The sequence below is a fragment of the Sphingopyxis sp. CCNWLW2 genome (genome assembly GCF_037095755.1).
In the GTDB taxonomy this organism is placed as follows: Bacteria; Pseudomonadota; Alphaproteobacteria; order Sphingomonadales; family Sphingomonadaceae; genus Sphingopyxis.
On sequence record NZ_JBAWKJ010000001.1, the window covers coordinates 480165 to 496938 of the forward strand.

The window sequence follows — 16774 nt, forward strand, 5'->3', positions numbered from 1 at the left end:
TCGCAGGGGTACGGTTTTTCTCTCGCGGCGACTTAGGCAGCGACCGCGGTCGTTTGGTTTATGTGTCCCGCGATCGCATCGGCCATCGTGTCGACCAGCCCCAGCGGCAGGTCGTGCCCCATGCCGGGGATCGTCAGCAGCCGCGCGCCAGCGATATTCTCCGCCGTGTCGCGTCCGCCCGGCAGCGGCACCAGCGGATCATCCTCGCCATGGATGACGAGCGTCGGTGCCTCGATGTCTTTCAGGATCGGACGCCGGTCGCCATCGGCGACGATCGCGGCCATCTGCCGCGCAACACCCTGCGGATACCAGCCGCGCTCGAAGTCGGCGCGGACGCGGCGCTGCAGCCGGTCTTCCGCAGCCGGATAGCCGGGGCTGCCGATCACGCGCGCGGCGTTGACCGAGTAAGCGATCAGCGCCTCCTTGTCGCCGTTCATCGGGCGGTTCGCGAGCACCTGCATCGCTTCCTTCTGCGCGCGCGGCAGGCGGCGGTTGCCCGTGGTCGACATCACCGAGGTCAACGACAGCACGCGGTCGGGGTAGCGCGCGGCGATATGCTGTGAAATCATCCCGCCCATCGACACGCCGACGACATGCGCGCGGTCGATGCCGAGATGGTCGAGCAGGCCGATGCCGTCGGCCGCCATATCGGCCAGCGTATAAGCGGGACGGATCGGCAGCCCGATCACCGATTTGACGATCATCCATTTGACGTTCGGCACGCCCGCGGCATCGAAGCGCGTCGACAGGCCGACGTCGCGATTGTCGTAGCGGATCGTGCGGAAACCGCGGGTGTTCAGCGCATCGACGAACTCGTCGGGCCACAGCGTCAGTTGTCCGCCCAGCCCCATCACCAGCAATATGACGGGCGCGTCCCTTGGCCCCTTGTCCTCATAGGTGATGCTGATGCCGTTGAAGGTCGCTTGCTCTGTCTGCATGAAAATCCCTTGGCTGGAAGTCGGATCACCCCGCGGTGGCGGGCTTGTAATTGGCGGCGTTCGAGGTGAATTCGGCGCGGCCATAACCGTCGAGCTGGCGCTCGATCCGGCGCACGAGGCGGCGATCGGCGAGGTGACGGATCACGGGCAGGCGCGAGGCGACGCGATACGCCGCCATGCGCCCCGCAATGCCGAGCATCGTCGCGCCATAGATGAGGTGGTCGCGGCGCCTGACCGGCACGCCGACATTCGCCGCGCGCGCCTCGTCGCCGGCGAGGAAGGCCTTCACGAAAAAGACGCGGCTGACCGAATATTCGAGGCGGCGCTTCACCAGCCCTTTCGGCGACATATCCTTCGACAGTTCGGCGTCCATCGTCGCGCGCAGCAGACCGCCGCAGACCTGATCGTCATATTCGTAACGCAGCGTCGCGCTGCGCGTGCGCCAGATGCGGACGATCTCCTGCGGCGTGTCGGCGAGCAGATCCTCGGGCAACCCGAGCAGATAGCAGCGATAGCGCGCGAGCTCGACGCGGCCGCGTTCGAGCCGCGTGAAACTTGTCCGCCCCTTCGCGAGCACCTCCTGCGACATAAAATAGACCGGGATCAGCCCCGCAGGCATCTGGTCGAGCTGCGGGATCGGCATGCCATAGGTTTCGGCATCCCACATGCCGGGACGCGACAGCACGTTGATACGCACCATCGAATGCATCAGCCGCACCATCGCCGCGGCCTTGAACCCCGGCCCGAAGCGATCGAGCGCACCGGGGAGCGCGGTGGTGGCAAAGAAGGTCGCGGTTTCCTTCACCCGCCGAGCGGCGGTCGCCTGACCGAGCGTGCCGGTGAGCGCCATCGGCAGCGCCGAATATTTGTTGAGGAAGGTCGCGATGAACGCGCCGCGGATCAGGAAGGGCGAGAGGTTCGCGGTGGCGTTGCGCTCGTAGGCTGCGCCCTCTTCGACGAGCTTCATGTCGAGCCAGTCGGGCTTCTGCTCCATCTCGCCGATCAGCGCCGCGAGTTCGGGCGGCGCGTCGTCGACCGCCTCGACGCCCTTGTCGCACGCCTCGACCAGCATCGCGACGGTGCGCTGGAAGCCATAGCGCGGCATCAGCGCGGCATAAGCGTCGCCCGTCCGGTCGCCGAGCATCGTATATTCGCGGATGCGCCCGAGCAGCTCGGGGTCGTCCAGATAGGATGCACGATTGATACTGCCAACGCGGCTGAGCTCGCTCACCGCGTCGACCTCGGGCGCCCAGCGCTCGGGCGCCTTGTCAAAATCGAAACGGCCGAACAGCTCGGGCAAGGCGTCGGCCTGGCCTCGCACCCGGCGGGCGATAGTGCTGACATCACTGTTCATAAGACGAAACTGCCACAGTTTCGGGATTTGGCAAGCTTAACTGCTTTTGGCCTAAGCGTCTTCGCCGTGCCCGCGGTAGGCCGGAAGCGCGAGCGACCACCGGATCGCCGCGCCACGCAGGATGAAGCCCGCAACTGCGCCCGCAACCGCCGCGACCGCCGTCCCCGTCCCCAGCCATTGCAGCAGCAGGAACAGCCCCGACGCGAGCGCCGCCGCGGTGACATAGACTTCGGGGCGCATGATGATCGACGGCACGCCCGCCAGGATGTCGCGGATCGTGCCACCGACGCAGCCGGTGATCACCCCCATCATCAGCGCGGGGACGGGCGGGACGCCCCATGCCAGCGCCTTCGCCGTGCCGAACACCGCATAAGCGGCGAGTCCCACGGCGTCGGCCCATTCGAGCAATTGCCCCTGCCACCAGCGTTCGGGGGTGAGCCAGACGACCATCGCAATCGCGATGCACACCGCGGCGATCGCGCCGTCCTGCACCCAGAACACCGGCGCGCCGATGAGCAGGTCGCGCACGCTGCCGCCGCCGACGCCGGTCACCAGCGCGAAGAAGGCGGCGGTCACCAGCGTCTGGCGCAGCCGCACCGCCATCAGCGCGCCCGACAGCGCGAAGACGCCGATGCCGACGAGGTCGAGCAGGCGGACGAGGGTTTGTGTATCCATCGCGCGCCGGGCTATCATCGCGCGCGGTACGGCACAATGGAGAGGAGGCGGCGATGGAAGGCAGATGCACGTGCGGCGCGGTTCGTTACCGGCTGACCGCGGCACCGATGATCGTCCATTGCTGCCATTGCCGCTGGTGTCAGCGCGAGACGGGCAGCGCCTTCGTCATCAATGCCGTGATCGAGAGCGAGCGCGTCGAGGCCGAAGGGATAGTCGATTATGTAATGACCCCGTCGGAAAGCGGCCGGGGGCAGGAAATCATCCGCTGCCCGACCTGCCGGGTCGCGCTGTGGAGCCATTATCCCAACTCGGGCCGCCGCTCCTCCTTCGTTCGTGTCGGGACGCTCGACGACCCGGACCAATGCCCGCCCGATGTCCATATCTTCACGCGCAGCAAACAGCCGTGGGTCGTCCTGCCCGACGACGCGAAGGTGTTTCCGGATTTCTACCCGTCACCCAAGGACGTGTGGAGCGCCGACGCACAGCGCCGGTGGCAGGCGATGATGGCCGGTTGAAGCCCTATTTTGCGTCGGGGCGCACGCCGCCGATCACCGACAGCACGATCGCGGCGACGGCGTTCCGGATCACCGGCTCGGCCTTCGGCGCGAAGAAGGGCGAATGGTTCGTCGGCACCGGCTGCCCCTTCGCCTTCAGGTCGGCGAGCACCGCGGGATCATAGCCGCCGATCGCGAAATAGAGCGACGGGATGCCCGCATCGACGAACTCCGAATAATCCTCGCTCGCCGATACCGGCGCGGCGCTTGCCGGCGCGAAGAGAAGGCGTTCGCCGAACACCGGCTTCAGCGTTGCGAATCCGTTCGCCGCCATCGACTCATTGTTCACCAGGCTCGCAGTGCCGGTCAGATAGGTGATCGTGGGTTCGGGCGCGTTGCCCATCATCGCCGCCGCCTTCGCCGAGCGCTCGGCGCCCGAACGGAGGAGCTGGCGCACCTCGGGGGTTAGCGAGCGGATATTGACCTTCACCTCGGCGCTGTCGGGGATGATGTTGGGCGCGCTGCCCGCGTTGATCGCACCGATCGTCAGCACGCCGAAGGCATTGGGGTCCTTCTCGCGGCTGATCACCGTCTGCACATCGGTGACAAAGCGCGCCGCGATCGGGATCGGGTCGAGCGCCATCGAAGGCATCGAACCATGCCCGCCGCGGCCGTGGAAGGTGATCGAATAGCTGTCGGAGGCCGAGAAGGCGGTGCCCGCCTTGATCGCGACCGTGCCCGTCGGGCCGTTCAGCACATGCGCGGCAAAGCCATAGTCGGGTTTCGGAAAGCGCGTCAGCAGCCCGTCGTCGAGCATCGCCTTCGCGCCCTTCAATATTTCCTCGGCGGGCTGGCCGATCAGCACCACCGTGCCCGACCAGCTGTCGCGCATCGCGGCGAGCGCCTGCGCGACGCCGACGAGATAGGCGACATGCGTATCGTGCCCGCACGCGTGCATCACCGGCACATCCTTGCCCTCATAGGTCGCGCGTGCCTTGCTCGACCAGGCGAGCCCGGTCTTTTCCTCCATCGGCAGCGCGTCCATGTCGGCGCGGATGAGGATCGTCGGCCCTTCGCCATTTTTGAGCACGCCGACGACGCCGGTGCCGCCGACCTTTTCGGTCACGGTGAAGCCCGCTTTGCGGAGATGCTGCGCGAGGATGCCCGCGGTGCGCACTTCCTGCAGCCCGAGTTCGGGGTTTTGATGGAGGTCGCGGTAGAGCGCGTCGAGCGCCGGATAATTTTTGTCGAGCAGCGCGGTCAGTCGCGCGTTGGCAGCGGCAAGGTCGGGTGCCGCCTGCGCGCTGGTCGCGATGAGGGAGAGAGCCAGCGAAGCCGCTGCCCAGAGCCAATGCTTCGCCATGTTTCTCTCCCCCATTATGTTTTGTCAGATGTGGATCGGTTTGCCCGTCACCGCCATCGCGGCTTCCTTGATCGCCTCGCTATGCGTCGGATGCGCGTGGCAGGTGTAGGCGATGTCTTCCGACGTCGCGCCGAATTCCATCGCCTGCGCGGCCTGTGCGATCATCGTGCCCGCGACGCTCGCGATGCACCACACGCCGAGCACACGGTCGCTCTTCGCGTCGGCGATCACCTTCACGAAGCCGTCGGGCTCGTGGTTGGTCTTGGCACGGCTGTTCGCCATCATCGGGAACTTGCCGACCTTGACCTCACCCTTTTCCTTGGCCTGCTCTTCGGTCAGGCCGACGCCTGCGATTTCGGGCCAGGTGTAGACGACCGACGGGATGACGTCGTGGTTCACAATGCCCGTCAGCCCGGCGATATTCTCGGCGCAGGCGATGCCTTCGTCCTCGGCCTTGTGCGCGAGCATCGGGCCGGGGATCACGTCGCCGATCGCCCAGATGCCGGGGACCAGCGTCGAAAAATCATGATCGGTTTCGATCTGGCCGCGCTGGTTGACCGCGAGGCCCGCCTTGTCGAGCCCGAGGCCGTCGGTGTTCGGACGGCGACCGATCGACACGAGCACGACATCGGCTTCGAGCGTTTCGGCGTCGCCGCCGGCCGCGGGTTCGAGCGTAAGCACGGCCTTCTTGCCCTTGACCGCGGCCTTGGTGACCTTGGTCTTGAGCTTGAATTCCATGCCCTGCTTCTTGAGGATCTTGTTCGCTTCCTTGCGGACGTCGCCGTCCATGCCGGGCAGGATCTGGTCAAGGAATTCGACGACCGTGACCTTGGCGCCGAGGCGGCGCCACACGCTGCCGAGCTCGAGCCCGATCACGCCGCCGCCGATCACGACCATGTGACCCGGAACCTTCGCGAGTTCGAGCGCGCCGGTCGAATCGACGATGATCTGCTTGTCGTTATCGACCTCGACGCCGGGAAGCGGGGTCACCGACGAGCCGGTGGCGATGATGATGTTCTTCGCGCGGTACGTCTTGCCCGCAACTTCGACGCTGTCTTTCGAGGTGAACTGCGCATAGCCCTTCAGCCAGTCGATCTTGTTCTTCTTGAACAGGAATTCGATGCCGCCGGTCAGGCCTTTGACCGCATCCTTGCGCTGGCCGTGCATCACGGGGAGGTCGAGCTCGGGCTTCACTTTGATGCCCATCGCCGCCATCGCGCCGCCGGCCGCCGCTTCGAAATATTCCGACGCGTGGAGCATCGCCTTCGACGGGATGCAGCCGACGTTGAGGCAGGTGCCGCCCAGCGTCTCGCGCCCTTCGGCGCACGCGGTCTTCAGGCCCAGCTGCGCCGCGCGGATCGCCGCGACATAACCGCCGGGGCCCGAACCGATGACAAGGACGTCGTAGTCGTAATCAGCCATGTTCAATCTACCTCAATTTCTGCCTGGCGCCGTCAACGAGCGAATCCGCTCAAACGGGCAGCCCGGATTTCGCAGCGCATGACTTCATAACCGGTGCCGCCATTTCGGGCGACAGGCCGATCAGTTCAGATGCGCTATATTTCTTGATCAATTCGCCGGCCGCGCATTTGCAGACCTCGGCTGCGAGGCCCGCCGCCGCGCCGCCGCCCTCGGCCGTGGCACGGCACGATTCGCCGAAGCTTTCGACGAAGCTGGTCCTCAGGCCCTCTTCGAGTCCCTTCGCCATGCGGCTTTCGCCTTCGCTGCAGCCCGCCAGGGCAGCAGCGGCAGCGACGAAAAGAACCGCGCGGAGGGGGAGCGCCATCATCGGATCAAAGGTCGATCAGCAGGCGCGTCGGATCTTCGATCGCTTCCTTGATCGTCTTCAGGAAGGTCACCGCCTCGCGGCCGTCGATCAGGCGATGATCATAGCTCATCGCGAGGTACATCATCGGACGGATCACAATCTCGCCGTTACGGACGACCGGGCGATCCTCGATGCGGTGGAGGCCGAGCACCGCCGACTGCGGCGGGTTGATGATCGGGGTCGACATCAGGCCGCCGAACACGCCGCCGTTCGAGATGGTGAAGGTGCCGCCGGTCATGTCGTCCATCGTCAGCGTGCCTTCCTTGGCGCGCTTGCCGAGGTCGGCGATCGCTTTCTCGATGTCGGCGAACGACAGGCTGTCGGCGTTGCGCACGACGGGAACGACGAGGCCGTTCGGCGCGCTGACCGCGACCGAGACGTCGAGATAGTCGTGATAGACGATCTCGTCGCCGTCGATCCGCGCGTTGACCGCCGGAATATCATGCGCGGCGAGCGCGACCGCCTTGGTGAAGAAGCTCATAAAGCCGAGGCGCACGCCATGCTTCTTTTCGAAGCTTTCGCGATACTTATCGCGCGTCGCCATCACCGCCGACATGTCGACGTCGTTGAACGTCGTCAGCATCGCCGCGGTGTCCTGCGCCGCCTTCAAACGCTTGGCGATCGTCTGGCGCATGCGCGTCATCTTGACGCGCTCTTCGTGACGGCCCGGAGTGCCGCTGGCGACGGGTGCAGGCGCAATGGCCGGAGCCGGAGCGGCCACGGGGGCGGGGGCGGCGCTGGCGGCGGCGAGCACATCTTCCTTGGTCAGGCGGCCGTCCTTGCCGCTGCCCTGGATTTTCGTCGGATCGACGCCATGCTCGAGAACGAGGCGGCGCACCGCGGGCGACATGGTGGTGACGGTGTCGACGCCCTCTCCAGCCGGGGCGGCGGTTGCGGCCGGTACCGGCGCGGCCGCTTCGGCCTTCGCGGCGGGCGCGGGTGCGGCGGGTGTCGGCGCCGCGGCAACGCCGCCGGCTTCGACCGTCGCGATCGTCGCGCCGACATTGACCGTGTCGCCGACCGCGGCGAGCTGCTGGCCCATCACGCCGGCGACGGGCGACGGCACTTCGACCGCGACCTTGTCGGTCTCAAGGCTCGCGATCGGCTCGTCGAGCGCAACGGCTTCGCCGGGCTTCTTCAGCCATTCGCCGATCGTCGCTTCGGTAACGCTTTCGCCCAGCGTGGGGACTTTGACTTCGGTGCTCATAGGTGCAGTTCCTTGGGGGGCTTAAGCTTTATTCTTCGTACGGCGGATTTCGGCGCGAACCGACAGGCCGAGCGCGTCGGCGACGAGCGCCGACTGTTCGGTCTGGTGGCGGCTCATCAGGCCCGTCGCGGGCGATGCCGCAGCGGCGCGACCGGCGTAACGCGGCCGCATACCCTTGTGGCCCGCCTCGGTCAGCGCGTCCTCGATCAGTTCGTTGACGAAGAACCAGGCGCCGTTGTTGCGCGGCTCTTCCTGCGCCCAGACCACCTCTTCGAGGTTCGGCATCCGCTTCAGACGAACCGCGAGCGGCTCACCCGGGAAGGGATAGATCTGCTCGACGCGCACGACGGTCGTATCGGTCAGGCCCGCGGCATCGCGCGCTTCCATCAAGTCGTAGCCGACCTTGCCCGAGCAGAGGACGACGCGCTTGACGTCCTTGTCCGCCGGCGGGGTGCGATCCGACATCAGGCGGCGGAAATGCGCGTCGCCGATGAAGTCCGAACGCTGCGACACCGCGAGCTTGTGGCGGAGCAGCGACTTGGGCGTCATGATGATCATCGGCTTGCGGAACGGGCGCAGCATCTGGCGGCGCAGGACGTGGAAATAGTTCGACGGGGTCGAAATATTGCACACCTGGATATTGTCGCCCGCGCAAAGCTGGAGGAAGCGTTCGAGGCGCGCCGAGCTATGCTCCGGCCCCTGTCCTTCGTAACCGTGCGGGAGCAGCATCACGAGCCCGTTGGCGCGCAGCCACTTGGCCTCGCCCGACGCGATAAACTGGTCGATCATGATCTGCGCGCCGTTGGCGAAATCGCCGAACTGCGCTTCCCAGAGCACGAGGCTCTTCGGATCGGCCATCGCATAGCCATATTCGAAGCCGAGCACACCATATTCGGACAGCGGGCTGTCGAGCACCTCGAACCGGCCGTGCGGCACGGTCGTGAGCGGGACATATCGGGCTTCGGTCTTCTGGTCGATCCAGACCGCATGGCGCTGGCTGAACGTGCCGCGCCCCGAATCCTGACCCGACAGGCGCACCTGATAGCCTTCGCTGAGCAGCGTCCCGAACGCGAGGCTCTCGGCGGTCGCCCAGTCGAACACTTCGCCGTCGCTCTTGTCGGCGAACATCGCGCCGCGCGCGTCGATCACGCGGCGGAGCGTCTTGTGGACTTCGACGTCGGCGGGGATCGTCGTCAGCGTCCGGCCGATCGAATCGAACAATTTGTCCGACACGCCCGTCGCGATGTTGCGGCGCGCGTTTTCGGGATCGGCGGGGGCGTGCAGCCCCGACCAGCGGCCCGCGAACCAGTCGGCCTTGTTCGGCTTGTAGCTCTTCGCCGCTTCGAAATCCTCTTCGAGCCGCGCGACGAATTCGGCGCGCCGGGCGTCGGCCCAGCCCGCATCGACCACGCCTTCGGCCTCCAGCTTCGCGGCGCAAAGCTGCGACACCGGCGGATGCTGACGAATGACGGCGTACATCAGCGGCTGCGTGAACGAAGGCTCATCGCCCTCGTTGTGGCCGAAGCGGCGATAGCACCACATGTCGATGACGACGTCGCGCTTGAACTGCTGGCGGAAATCGATCGCGAGCTTGCACGCGAAAGTCACCGCTTCGGGATCGTCGCCGTTGACGTGCAGGATCGGCGCCATCACGCCCTTTGCGACGTCCGACGGATAGGGCGACGAGCGCGCGAACTGCGGGCTGGTCGTGAAACCGATCTGGTTGTTGACGATGAAGTGGAGGCAGCCGCCGGTGTTATAGCCGCGGATGCCCGAGAAGCCGAGGCATTCCCAGACGATCCCTTGCCCCGCGAACGCCGCGTCGCCGTGGATCAGCACGGGCAGCACCTGCTCATGCTTGGCAAGGTCGTCGCGCACGACCTGCTGCGCGCGCACCTTGCCGAGCACGACCGGGTCGGCGGCTTCGAGGTGCGACGGGTTGGGGACGAGCGACATATGCACCGACGCGCCGCCGAATTCGCGGTCGGTCGAGGTGCCGAGATGATATTTGACGTCGCCCGAACCGCCGATGTCATCGGGGTTCGCCGATCCGCCGGCAAATTCGTGGAAGATCACCTGATACGGCTTCGCCATGACGTTCGCGAGCATGTTGAGCCGCCCGCGGTGCGCCATGCCATAGACGATCTCGCGCACGCCGTACTGGGCGCCATATTTGATGATCGCTTCCATCGCCGGGATCATGCTCTCGCCGCCGTCGAGGCCGAAACGCTTGGTGCCGACATATTTGCGCGCGAGGAATTTCTCCCACTCCTCGGCCTGGATCACCTTGCTCAGGATGGCGCGTTTGCCCTCGACCGAAAATTCGATGATCTTGTCGGCGCCTTCCATCCGCTCCTGCAGGAACTGGCGCTCCTCGATGTCGGCGATGTGCATATATTCGAGGCCGACATTGCCGCAATAATTGGCACGCAGGATCGCGACGATCTCGCGAATGGTCGCCTTTTCGAGGCCGAGCGTTCCCCCGATATAAACCGGACGATCGAGATCGGCGCCGACGAAGCCGTGATATTCGGGCGTCAGGTCGGCGGGCAGCTCGCGCTGGCTGAGGCCGAGCGGATCGAGGTTGGCAGCAAGATGTCCGCGCACGCGATAGGTGCGGATCAGCATCATCGCGCGGATCGAATCGTCCGCGGCGCGCTCGACTTCGGCATTCGACAGCGGGGCGCCCGCCTTGGCGGCGGCGGCCTTCACCGCGACCTGCATCTGCTGCGGGTCGAGCGCGGCGGTCAGGTCGTCGCTGTCGATCTGGGGCCAGTTTTTCGGCGCCCAGCTCGGGCCGGCCTGCGGCTCGTCGATGTCGAAGCTTTGTCGTTCGAGGTTCATCTGCTTTTCCACGGGGAGGTAGGGGTGGGATTTATATGGGGAGCGGAGGCCCGCCAGCAAAGGGCGCCGGCGGGCCGTCCGGTCAGACGCGTTCTTTCAGCACTTCGGCGAGGGTCGAGCCGAGTTCCGACGGGCTCGCCGACACCTTGATGCCCGCGGCTTCCATCGCCGCGATCTTGCTTTCGGCGTCGCCCTTGCCGCCCGACACGATCGCGCCGGCATGGCCCATGCGGCGGCCCGGAGGCGCGGTGCGGCCCGCGATGAAGCCCGCCATCGGCTTCTTACGGCCGCGCTTCGCTTCGTCGATCAGGAACTGCGCCGCCTGCTCCTCTGCGTCGCCACCGATCTCGCCGATCATGATGATCGACTTGGTCGCCTCGTCGGCGAGGAAGAGTTCGAGCACGTCGATGAAGTTGGTGCCGTTGACGGGATCGCCGCCGATGCCGACCGCGGTCGTCTGACCCAGGCCGACGTTCGTGGTCTGGAACACCGCTTCATAGGTCAGCGTGCCCGAGCGCGAGACGACACCGACGCTGCCCTTCGAGAAGATGCTGCCGGGCATGATGCCGATCTTGCATTCGCCGGGCGTCAGGACGCCGGGGCAGTTCGGACCGATCAGGCGCGATTTCGAACCCGACAGCGCGCGCTTCACCTTGACCATGTCGAGCACGGGGATGCCCTCGGTGATGCAGACGATCAGTTCCATCTCGGCGTCGATCGCCTCAAGGATCGAGTCGGCGGCGAACGGCGGCGGAACATAGATGCAGCTCGCGGTCGCGCCGGTCGCGGCCTTGGCTTCTTCAACGGTGTTGAAGTTAGGCAGGCCGATGTGCGTCGTGCCGCCCTTGCCCGGGGTCACGCCGCCGACCATCTGCGTGCCATAGGCGAGCGCCTGTTCGGTGTGGAAGGTGCCGGTGGCACCCGTCATCCCTTGCGTGATGACCTTGGTATTCTTGTCGATGAGGATGCTCATGCGCTTCGTTCCATTTCTCGTGCCCCTGCGAAGGCAGGGGCCCATCTCCAAATTTTTCAGCCACCCGCCGCCCGATATTTCGAGCGCAGGTGATGGGCCCCTGCCTTCGCAGGGGCGCAACAATCAGGCGAGGCTGGGATCCAGCGCCTTGCACGCGTCGAGCAGTTCCTTGACCGCGTCGACCGAGACCTGCAGACCCGCCTTGTCGGCGTCGTCGAGTTCGATCTCGACGATCTTCTCGACCCCGCCGGCACCAATCAGCACCGGCACGCCGACATACAGGCCGTCGAGGCCGTACTGGCCGTCGACATAGGCGGCGCAGGGCAGGATGCGCTTCTGATCACCCAGATAGGCTTCGGCCATAGCGATGCCCGAGGCGGCCGGCGCATAGAAGGCCGAACCGGTGCCGAGCAGCGCGACGATCTCCCCGCCGCCGCCGCGCGTGCGCTTGACGATCGCATCGATCTTGTCCTGCGACGACAGGCCCATCTTGACGAGGTCGGGAACGGGGATGCCGTTGACGGTCGAGTAACGCACGACGGGGACCATCGTGTCGCCGTGGCCGCCGAGCACGAAGGTGTTCACATCCTTGACCGACACGTCGAATTCGTCGGCGATGAAGTGGCTGAAGCGCGCCGAATCGAGCACACCGGCCATGCCGACGACCTTATTGTGCGGCAGACCCGAGAATTCGCGCAGCGCCCAAACCATCGCGTCGAGCGGGTTGGTGATGCAGATGACGAACGCGTCGGGGGCGTTGGCCTTGATGCCTTCGCCGACCGCCTTCATCACTTTCAGGTTGATGCCGAGCAGGTCGTCGCGGCTCATGCCCGGCTTGCGGGCGACACCGGCGGTGACGATGATGACGTCGGCGCCGGCGATGTCGGCATAGTCGTTCGTGCCGGTGATCTTCGCGTCGAAACCCGCGATCGGGCCGACCTGCGACAGATCGAGCGCCTTGCCCTGCGGCACGCCCTCAACGACGTCGAACAGGACGACGTCGCCGAGTTCTTTCTGCGCGGCGAGCAGCGCCAACGTTCCGCCGATATTCCCGGCTCCGATCAAAGCGATCTTCTTGCGTCCCATGGCGCGCGGCACTCCCTTCCTGGCAAGCCCGGCAATTGGTTCACAGACCGGCGGGAGCACGGGCTAAAGCTCCGCTCCGGTCCCAAGACTGGCGACGCCCCTACGCCGATTCCCTTAACGAAACAACCGCGAAAAGGACGAAAAACAGGCTTTCTTTGCTAATAGTTCGCAATAACTATAAGTCGCCTCGCGCGACGCGCTCCAATGGGAATAGACGCGGGATGTGACAAGCGCGAAGCGGCCGCACGCCCCGTCGTCGCGGTGATCGCGTAGGAATCGGTTAACCCTCCCTTATCGCTGCCATGCTACGCGCGGGAACCATGACGCGGGCAATCATCAGCTTCGACACCGAATTGTCGGCCGGCCTTTACCAGCGCGGCGCCGATGCGCGCGCCAATTTCGAAAGCTCGATCCTCGGCCGCTGCCGCGACGGCGATTTCGGCATCCATTTCCAGATGGACATGCTCGAGCGCCACGGGCTGATCGGCGTGTTCTTCATCGATCCGATGCCCGCGCTCGTCTATGGTCCCGAAGTGGTCGACGCGATCGTCCAGCCGGTGGTCGCACGCGGGCACGAGGTGCAGGTCCATATCCACACCGAATGGCTGGCCTTCGCGCGCTTCAACCCGGTCGGACGGCTGACCGGCCGCAACATCGGCGATTTCCCGCTCACGGCGCAGAAGAAACTGATCGCGCTCGCGCGCGACATCCTCGTCGGCGCAGGCGCGCCGAAACCGACCGCGTTCCGTGCGGGCAATTTCGGCGCCAACGACGACACGCTGCGCGCGCTCGCGGCGCTCGGCTTCCGCTTCGACAGCAGTTTCAACGGCGCGTACCAGGGCCATGGCTGCGCCATCTCGCTCGACCCCGGCAATCTCGGCATGCGCATCCACCATGGCGTGTGCGAAGTGCCGGTCAGCGGGCTGATGGACCGCGCCAGCCGCTTCCGCCCCGCGCAGCTTTGCGCGATGTCCGAAGAGGAAATGCGCGACGCGCTGGATCATAGTGCGGCGAGCGGCGCGATCCAGTTTTCGGCGTTCAGCCACAGCTTCGAACTGCTGAGCCGCGACCGCGAAGTCCCGAACGGGCTGGCGATTTCGCGGATGGAGGCGCTGTGCCGCGCGGTCGCGGACGACACGCGCGTGACCAGCGGCGGATTTGCGACTTTGCCCGGACCGCCCGAACGCCCCGTACGGATCGGGCTCGCCGCGCCCAAGCCGCTCCGCACGCTGCGCCGGACGATCGAGCAGGGTATCGGCCACCTCGCGCACGAGGTCCGCTACGTCCGCGACCTCATTTCGGTGACGGTCAATTCGTCACGATGGGGGAAAATATTAGGCGGCGTCGTCCTGGCCGTGGCCTAGCGCCAGATAATCGTCCGACTGCATTTCGGCGAGGCGGCTTGCCGTGCGCTCGAATTCGAACGCCCCGTCGCCCGCGATATAGAGCTGATCGGGCATCGCCGCCGCGCTCGCGAGCAGCTTGACCTTATATTCGTAGAGCGCGTCGATCAGCGTCACGAAGCGCGCCGCCTCGTTGCGGTTCTCGGGCCCCATGCGCGGGATCCCGACGATGATGACGGTGTGAAAATGGCGCGCGACCGCGAGATAATCGGCGGCCCCGCGCGCCTCGCCGCACAATCGCTTGAACGAAAAGACCGCGACGCCCTTCAAGGCTTTCGGCACGTGCAGCATCCGCCCGCCGCCGACGTCGAGCTCGAGCGTCGGGACATGCGCGCGGTCCTCGGGCGGATAGTCGGTGAGGCGGAAGAAAGCCGCCGACAGCGCCGCACTCGCGGCATCGTCGGCGGGAACGAACCAGCGCGCCCCGTCGCCCAGCCGGTCGCGGCGATAATCGGTCGGGCCGTTCAGGCTCATCACGTCGAGCCGTTCCTCAACGAGCGCGATGAAGGGCAGGAAATGCTCGCGGTTGAGCCCGTCCTTGTAGAGATCCTTCGGCGGCCGGTTCGAGGTCGCGACCATCGTCACGCCGCGGTCGATCAAAGCGGTGAACAGCCGCGAGAGGATCATCGCGTCGGCGCTGTTGTTCACGACCATCTCGTCGAACGCGAGGCAGCGCGTATTTTCGGCGAGTGCATCGGCGACGAGCGGGATCGGATCGCCGCTCTCGCTTTTCCGTACCTCGCGCATCCGCGCATGGACGTCGAGCATGAACGCATGAAAATGGACGCGCCGCTTCCGCTGGATGGAAAGCTGGTCATAAAAGAGGTCCATGAGCATGGACTTCCCACGTCCGACCGCGCCCCACAGATAGACGCCGCGCAGCGCCCCAGGCTTGCGACCGGCAAGACGCCAGAGCAGGCTGCCGCGCTTAGGCACCGCTTCGAGCTCGGCCTGCAACTGGTTCAGCCGCTCGGCGGCGGCGCGCTGTTCGGGATCGGGACGAAGCTCCCCCGCCGCTACAAGCGCATCATAAGCCGCAAGAACGGTGGTCACTTGGCGCTCGCCTTGCGGATCGTTCCGGCGAAGGTCAGTACGATATGGCTGTCGCCTTCGCCCTGCACGACAAGGCCGCGCAGGAAGATCAGCCGGCCGGTCTCGCGCACCAGCTCGACCACGGCGTCGAGCGGCTCGCCGACGCGCCCCGCGCCAACAAACTGCGTAGACAGGTCGAGCGTCACCGAATGACCGGCGTTGAGCGAACCAAACTGATGCGACGCCGCGAACAGCGCGATGTCGACGAGCGCCAGCGTCACCGCGCCGTGGACGTTATCGCCGAGGTTGCTGTGCTTGCGTTCAGGGATCATCCGCACCCGCGCGCACGGGCGGCCGTCGGCGGTCGGCTGTTCGACGCGGACCGTCAGCGGTTCGATGAAAGCGTTGAAGCGGCTGGGGTCCTTGAGGTTCCAGCTGACCCAACCATCCTCCAGCGTCTCCGCGCTGAAATGGTCCCGGCGCTTCGGTTCCTCGATCCCGTCGTTCACACCTGCCGCTCGGCCTCGAGCTTCTTGATCTCGGCAATCGCGCGCGCGGGGCTGAGGCCCTTGGGGCAGGCGTTCGCGCAGTTCATGATCGTGTGGCAGCGATAGAGACGGAACGGATCTTCGAGCTCATCAAGGCGTTCGCCGGTCATTTCGTCGCGGCTGTCGGCGAGCCAGCGATACGCCTGAAGCAGGATCGCGGGGCCGAGGAATTTGTCGCTGTTCCACCAATAGCTGGGGCAGCTCGTCGAGCAGCAGGCGCACAGGATGCACTCGTAAAGCCCGTCGAGCTTTTCGCGTTCGGCGGGCGACTGCAGCCGCTCCTTGCCGCTCGGCGTCGTCGTCTTGGTCTTCAGCCACGGCTCGATCGACGCATATTGCGCGTAGAAATGCGTGAAGTCGGGAACGAGATCCTTGATCACGTCCATCGAAGGCAGCGGGGTGATCGTGATGTCGCCCTTCAAATCCTCGATCGCGGTCGTGCAGGCGAGGCCGTTCTTGCCGTTCATGTTCATCGAACAGCTGCCGCAAATGCCCTCGCGGCACGAACGGCGGAAGGTCAGCGACGAATCCTGCTCGCTCTTCATCTTGATGAGCGCGTCGAGCACCATCGGGCCGCATTTTTCCGTGTCGATCTCGAACGTGTCGAACCGCGGATTCTGGCCGCTATCGGGGTCGTAACGATAGACTTTGAACTTCTTCACCGCCGCGGCGCCTTCGGCCTTGTGGACCTTGCCCGTCTTTTGCGGGCGGCTGTTCTTGGGCAGGACAAATTGGGCCATATCGCGGGGTTTCCTTGTGCAATCGCGGGCTGACTAGACCCGATTTCAGGAGTCGACAAGAGGGTGGATGGCGTGAAATTGCGGCAAAACCCCCTTCCCCCTTGATGGGGGAAGGATACGCAGCCTTATCGCGCAGCGATTAGGCGAAGTTGGATGGGGGTGAGGTCTCGTCCTGATACCGTCGCTTTAGGGCGAGACCTCACGCCCACCGCTGCGACTGCCAGCAAGCTGGCAAGTCTCCCTGCCTCCCCCATCAGAGGGGGAGGGAAGATCGCTTTCTTCCATAGCC

General features: G+C 65.6%; 15 protein-coding genes. 2 read left to right on the forward strand and 13 right to left on the reverse strand.

Annotation, left to right across the window (positions count from 1 at the left end; all coding sequences use genetic code 11):
- Nucleotides 1-32 precede the first annotated feature (32 nt).
- The 3 genes from V8J55_RS02120 to V8J55_RS02130 are packed head-to-tail and all read right to left on the reverse strand — an operon-like array spanning nt 33 to nt 2967.
- Entirely contained in the window at nt 33-938 is a 906-nt protein-coding gene (locus tag V8J55_RS02120; protein WP_336444170.1) for an alpha/beta fold hydrolase, read from the reverse strand.
- Nucleotides 939-963: 25 nt separating this feature from the next.
- Entirely contained in the window at nt 964-2292 is a 1329-nt protein-coding gene (locus V8J55_RS02125) for an oxygenase MpaB family protein (RefSeq protein ID WP_336444171.1), read from the reverse strand.
- Nucleotides 2293-2343: 51 nt separating this feature from the next.
- Nucleotides 2344-2967 carry a trimeric intracellular cation channel family protein gene (locus tag V8J55_RS02130; RefSeq protein WP_037517784.1) on the reverse strand — a complete coding sequence of 208 codons (624 nt, stop codon included), beginning with the start codon at nt 2965-2967 and terminating at the stop codon, nt 2344-2346.
- A gap of 53 nt (nt 2968-3020) precedes the next feature.
- Between V8J55_RS02130 and V8J55_RS02135 the strand changes: the two genes are divergently transcribed.
- Complete coding sequence (locus tag V8J55_RS02135; RefSeq protein WP_336444172.1) at nt 3021-3482, forward strand: GFA family protein; 462 nt, start codon at nt 3021-3023, stop codon at nt 3480-3482.
- A 4-nt stretch (nt 3483-3486) separates the two neighbouring features.
- On the opposite strand, the gene V8J55_RS02140 is transcribed toward V8J55_RS02135, so the two are convergent.
- From V8J55_RS02140 to mdh, 7 genes are all read right to left on the reverse strand, one after another.
- The gene (locus V8J55_RS02140; RefSeq protein WP_336444173.1) at nt 3487-4824 is read right to left on the reverse strand and encodes an amidohydrolase; all 1338 of its coding nucleotides are present in this window, start codon (nt 4822-4824) and stop codon (nt 3487-3489) included.
- A 24-nt stretch (nt 4825-4848) separates the two neighbouring features.
- Entirely contained in the window at nt 4849-6246 is a 1398-nt protein-coding gene (gene lpdA / locus V8J55_RS02145) for a dihydrolipoyl dehydrogenase (protein WP_336444174.1), read from the reverse strand.
- A gap of 49 nt (nt 6247-6295) precedes the next feature.
- Nucleotides 6296-6610: a hypothetical protein gene (locus V8J55_RS02150; protein ID WP_336444175.1), complete on the reverse strand. Its 315-nt coding sequence runs from the start codon at nt 6608-6610 to the stop codon at nt 6296-6298.
- 7 nt (nt 6611-6617) lie between these two features.
- Nucleotides 6618-7859 carry a 2-oxoglutarate dehydrogenase complex dihydrolipoyllysine-residue succinyltransferase gene (gene odhB, locus V8J55_RS02155; RefSeq protein ID WP_336444176.1) on the reverse strand — a complete coding sequence of 414 codons (1242 nt, stop codon included), beginning with the start codon at nt 7857-7859 and terminating at the stop codon, nt 6618-6620.
- A 21-nt stretch (nt 7860-7880) separates the two neighbouring features.
- The gene (locus V8J55_RS02160) at nt 7881-10703 is read right to left on the reverse strand and encodes a 2-oxoglutarate dehydrogenase E1 component (RefSeq protein WP_336444177.1); all 2823 of its coding nucleotides are present in this window, start codon (nt 10701-10703) and stop codon (nt 7881-7883) included.
- 82 nt (nt 10704-10785) lie between these two features.
- Nucleotides 10786-11676: a succinate--CoA ligase subunit alpha gene (sucD, locus tag V8J55_RS02165; protein ID WP_037517798.1), complete on the reverse strand. Its 891-nt coding sequence runs from the start codon at nt 11674-11676 to the stop codon at nt 10786-10788.
- Between the two features lie 123 nt (nt 11677-11799).
- On the reverse strand, nt 11800-12762 hold the full coding sequence (mdh, locus tag V8J55_RS02170) for a malate dehydrogenase (RefSeq protein ID WP_037517804.1): 963 nt from the start codon (nt 12760-12762) through the stop codon (nt 11800-11802).
- A 320-nt stretch (nt 12763-13082) separates the two neighbouring features.
- Here mdh and V8J55_RS02175 point away from each other — a divergent pair, with 320 nt between their 5' ends.
- Complete coding sequence (locus V8J55_RS02175) at nt 13083-14126, forward strand: polysaccharide deacetylase family protein (protein WP_336444178.1); 1044 nt, start codon at nt 13083-13085, stop codon at nt 14124-14126.
- Here the strand turns inward: V8J55_RS02175 and zapE are convergent.
- From zapE to V8J55_RS02190, 3 genes are read right to left on the reverse strand one after another with little or no spacing between them, the layout of a single operon-like run.
- Nucleotides 14097-15218 (reverse strand): cell division protein ZapE, encoded by a 1122-nt coding sequence (gene zapE, locus V8J55_RS02180; protein ID WP_336444179.1) that lies wholly within the window; start codon nt 15216-15218, stop codon nt 14097-14099. The two genes, V8J55_RS02175 and zapE, sit on opposite strands and share 30 nt — an antisense overlap.
- Complete coding sequence (locus V8J55_RS02185; protein WP_336444180.1) at nt 15215-15706, reverse strand: PaaI family thioesterase; 492 nt, start codon at nt 15704-15706, stop codon at nt 15215-15217. The genes zapE and V8J55_RS02185 overlap by 4 nt, the downstream gene beginning before the upstream one ends.
- The gene (locus V8J55_RS02190; RefSeq protein ID WP_037517811.1) at nt 15703-16485 is read right to left on the reverse strand and encodes a succinate dehydrogenase iron-sulfur subunit; all 783 of its coding nucleotides are present in this window, start codon (nt 16483-16485) and stop codon (nt 15703-15705) included. The genes V8J55_RS02185 and V8J55_RS02190 overlap by 4 nt, the downstream gene beginning before the upstream one ends.
- Nucleotides 16486-16774 lie beyond the last annotated feature (289 nt).

Bases quoted from the DNA above. Each gene is read 5' to 3' on its own strand.
- sucD (WP_037517798.1), bottom strand. From the start codon at position 11,676: ATGAGCATCCTCATCGACAAGAATACCAAGGTCATCACGCAAGGGATG.
- odhB (WP_336444176.1), bottom strand. From the start codon at position 7,859: ATGAGCACCGAAGTCAAAGTCCCCACGCTGGGCGAAAGCGTTACCGAA.
- V8J55_RS02130 (WP_037517784.1), bottom strand. From the start codon at position 2,967: ATGGATACACAAACCCTCGTCCGCCTGCTCGACCTCGTCGGCATCGGC.
- V8J55_RS02175 (WP_336444178.1), top strand. From the start codon at position 13,083: ATGACGCGGGCAATCATCAGCTTCGACACCGAATTGTCGGCCGGCCTT.
- lpdA (WP_336444174.1), bottom strand. From the start codon at position 6,246: ATGGCTGATTACGACTACGACGTCCTTGTCATCGGTTCGGGCCCCGGC.
- V8J55_RS02125 (WP_336444171.1), bottom strand. From the start codon at position 2,292: ATGAACAGTGATGTCAGCACTATCGCCCGCCGGGTGCGAGGCCAGGCC.
- V8J55_RS02140 (WP_336444173.1), bottom strand. From the start codon at position 4,824: ATGGCGAAGCATTGGCTCTGGGCAGCGGCTTCGCTGGCTCTCTCCCTC.
- V8J55_RS02190 (WP_037517811.1), bottom strand. From the start codon at position 16,485: ATGGCCCAATTTGTCCTGCCCAAGAACAGCCGCCCGCAAAAGACGGGC.
- V8J55_RS02135 (WP_336444172.1), top strand. From the start codon at position 3,021: ATGGAAGGCAGATGCACGTGCGGCGCGGTTCGTTACCGGCTGACCGCG.
- V8J55_RS02120 (WP_336444170.1), bottom strand. From the start codon at position 938: ATGCAGACAGAGCAAGCGACCTTCAACGGCATCAGCATCACCTATGAG.
- V8J55_RS02160 (WP_336444177.1), bottom strand. From the start codon at position 10,703: ATGAACCTCGAACGACAAAGCTTCGACATCGACGAGCCGCAGGCCGGC.
- V8J55_RS02150 (WP_336444175.1), bottom strand. From the start codon at position 6,610: ATGGCGCTCCCCCTCCGCGCGGTTCTTTTCGTCGCTGCCGCTGCTGCC.
- mdh (WP_037517804.1), bottom strand. From the start codon at position 12,762: ATGGGACGCAAGAAGATCGCTTTGATCGGAGCCGGGAATATCGGCGGA.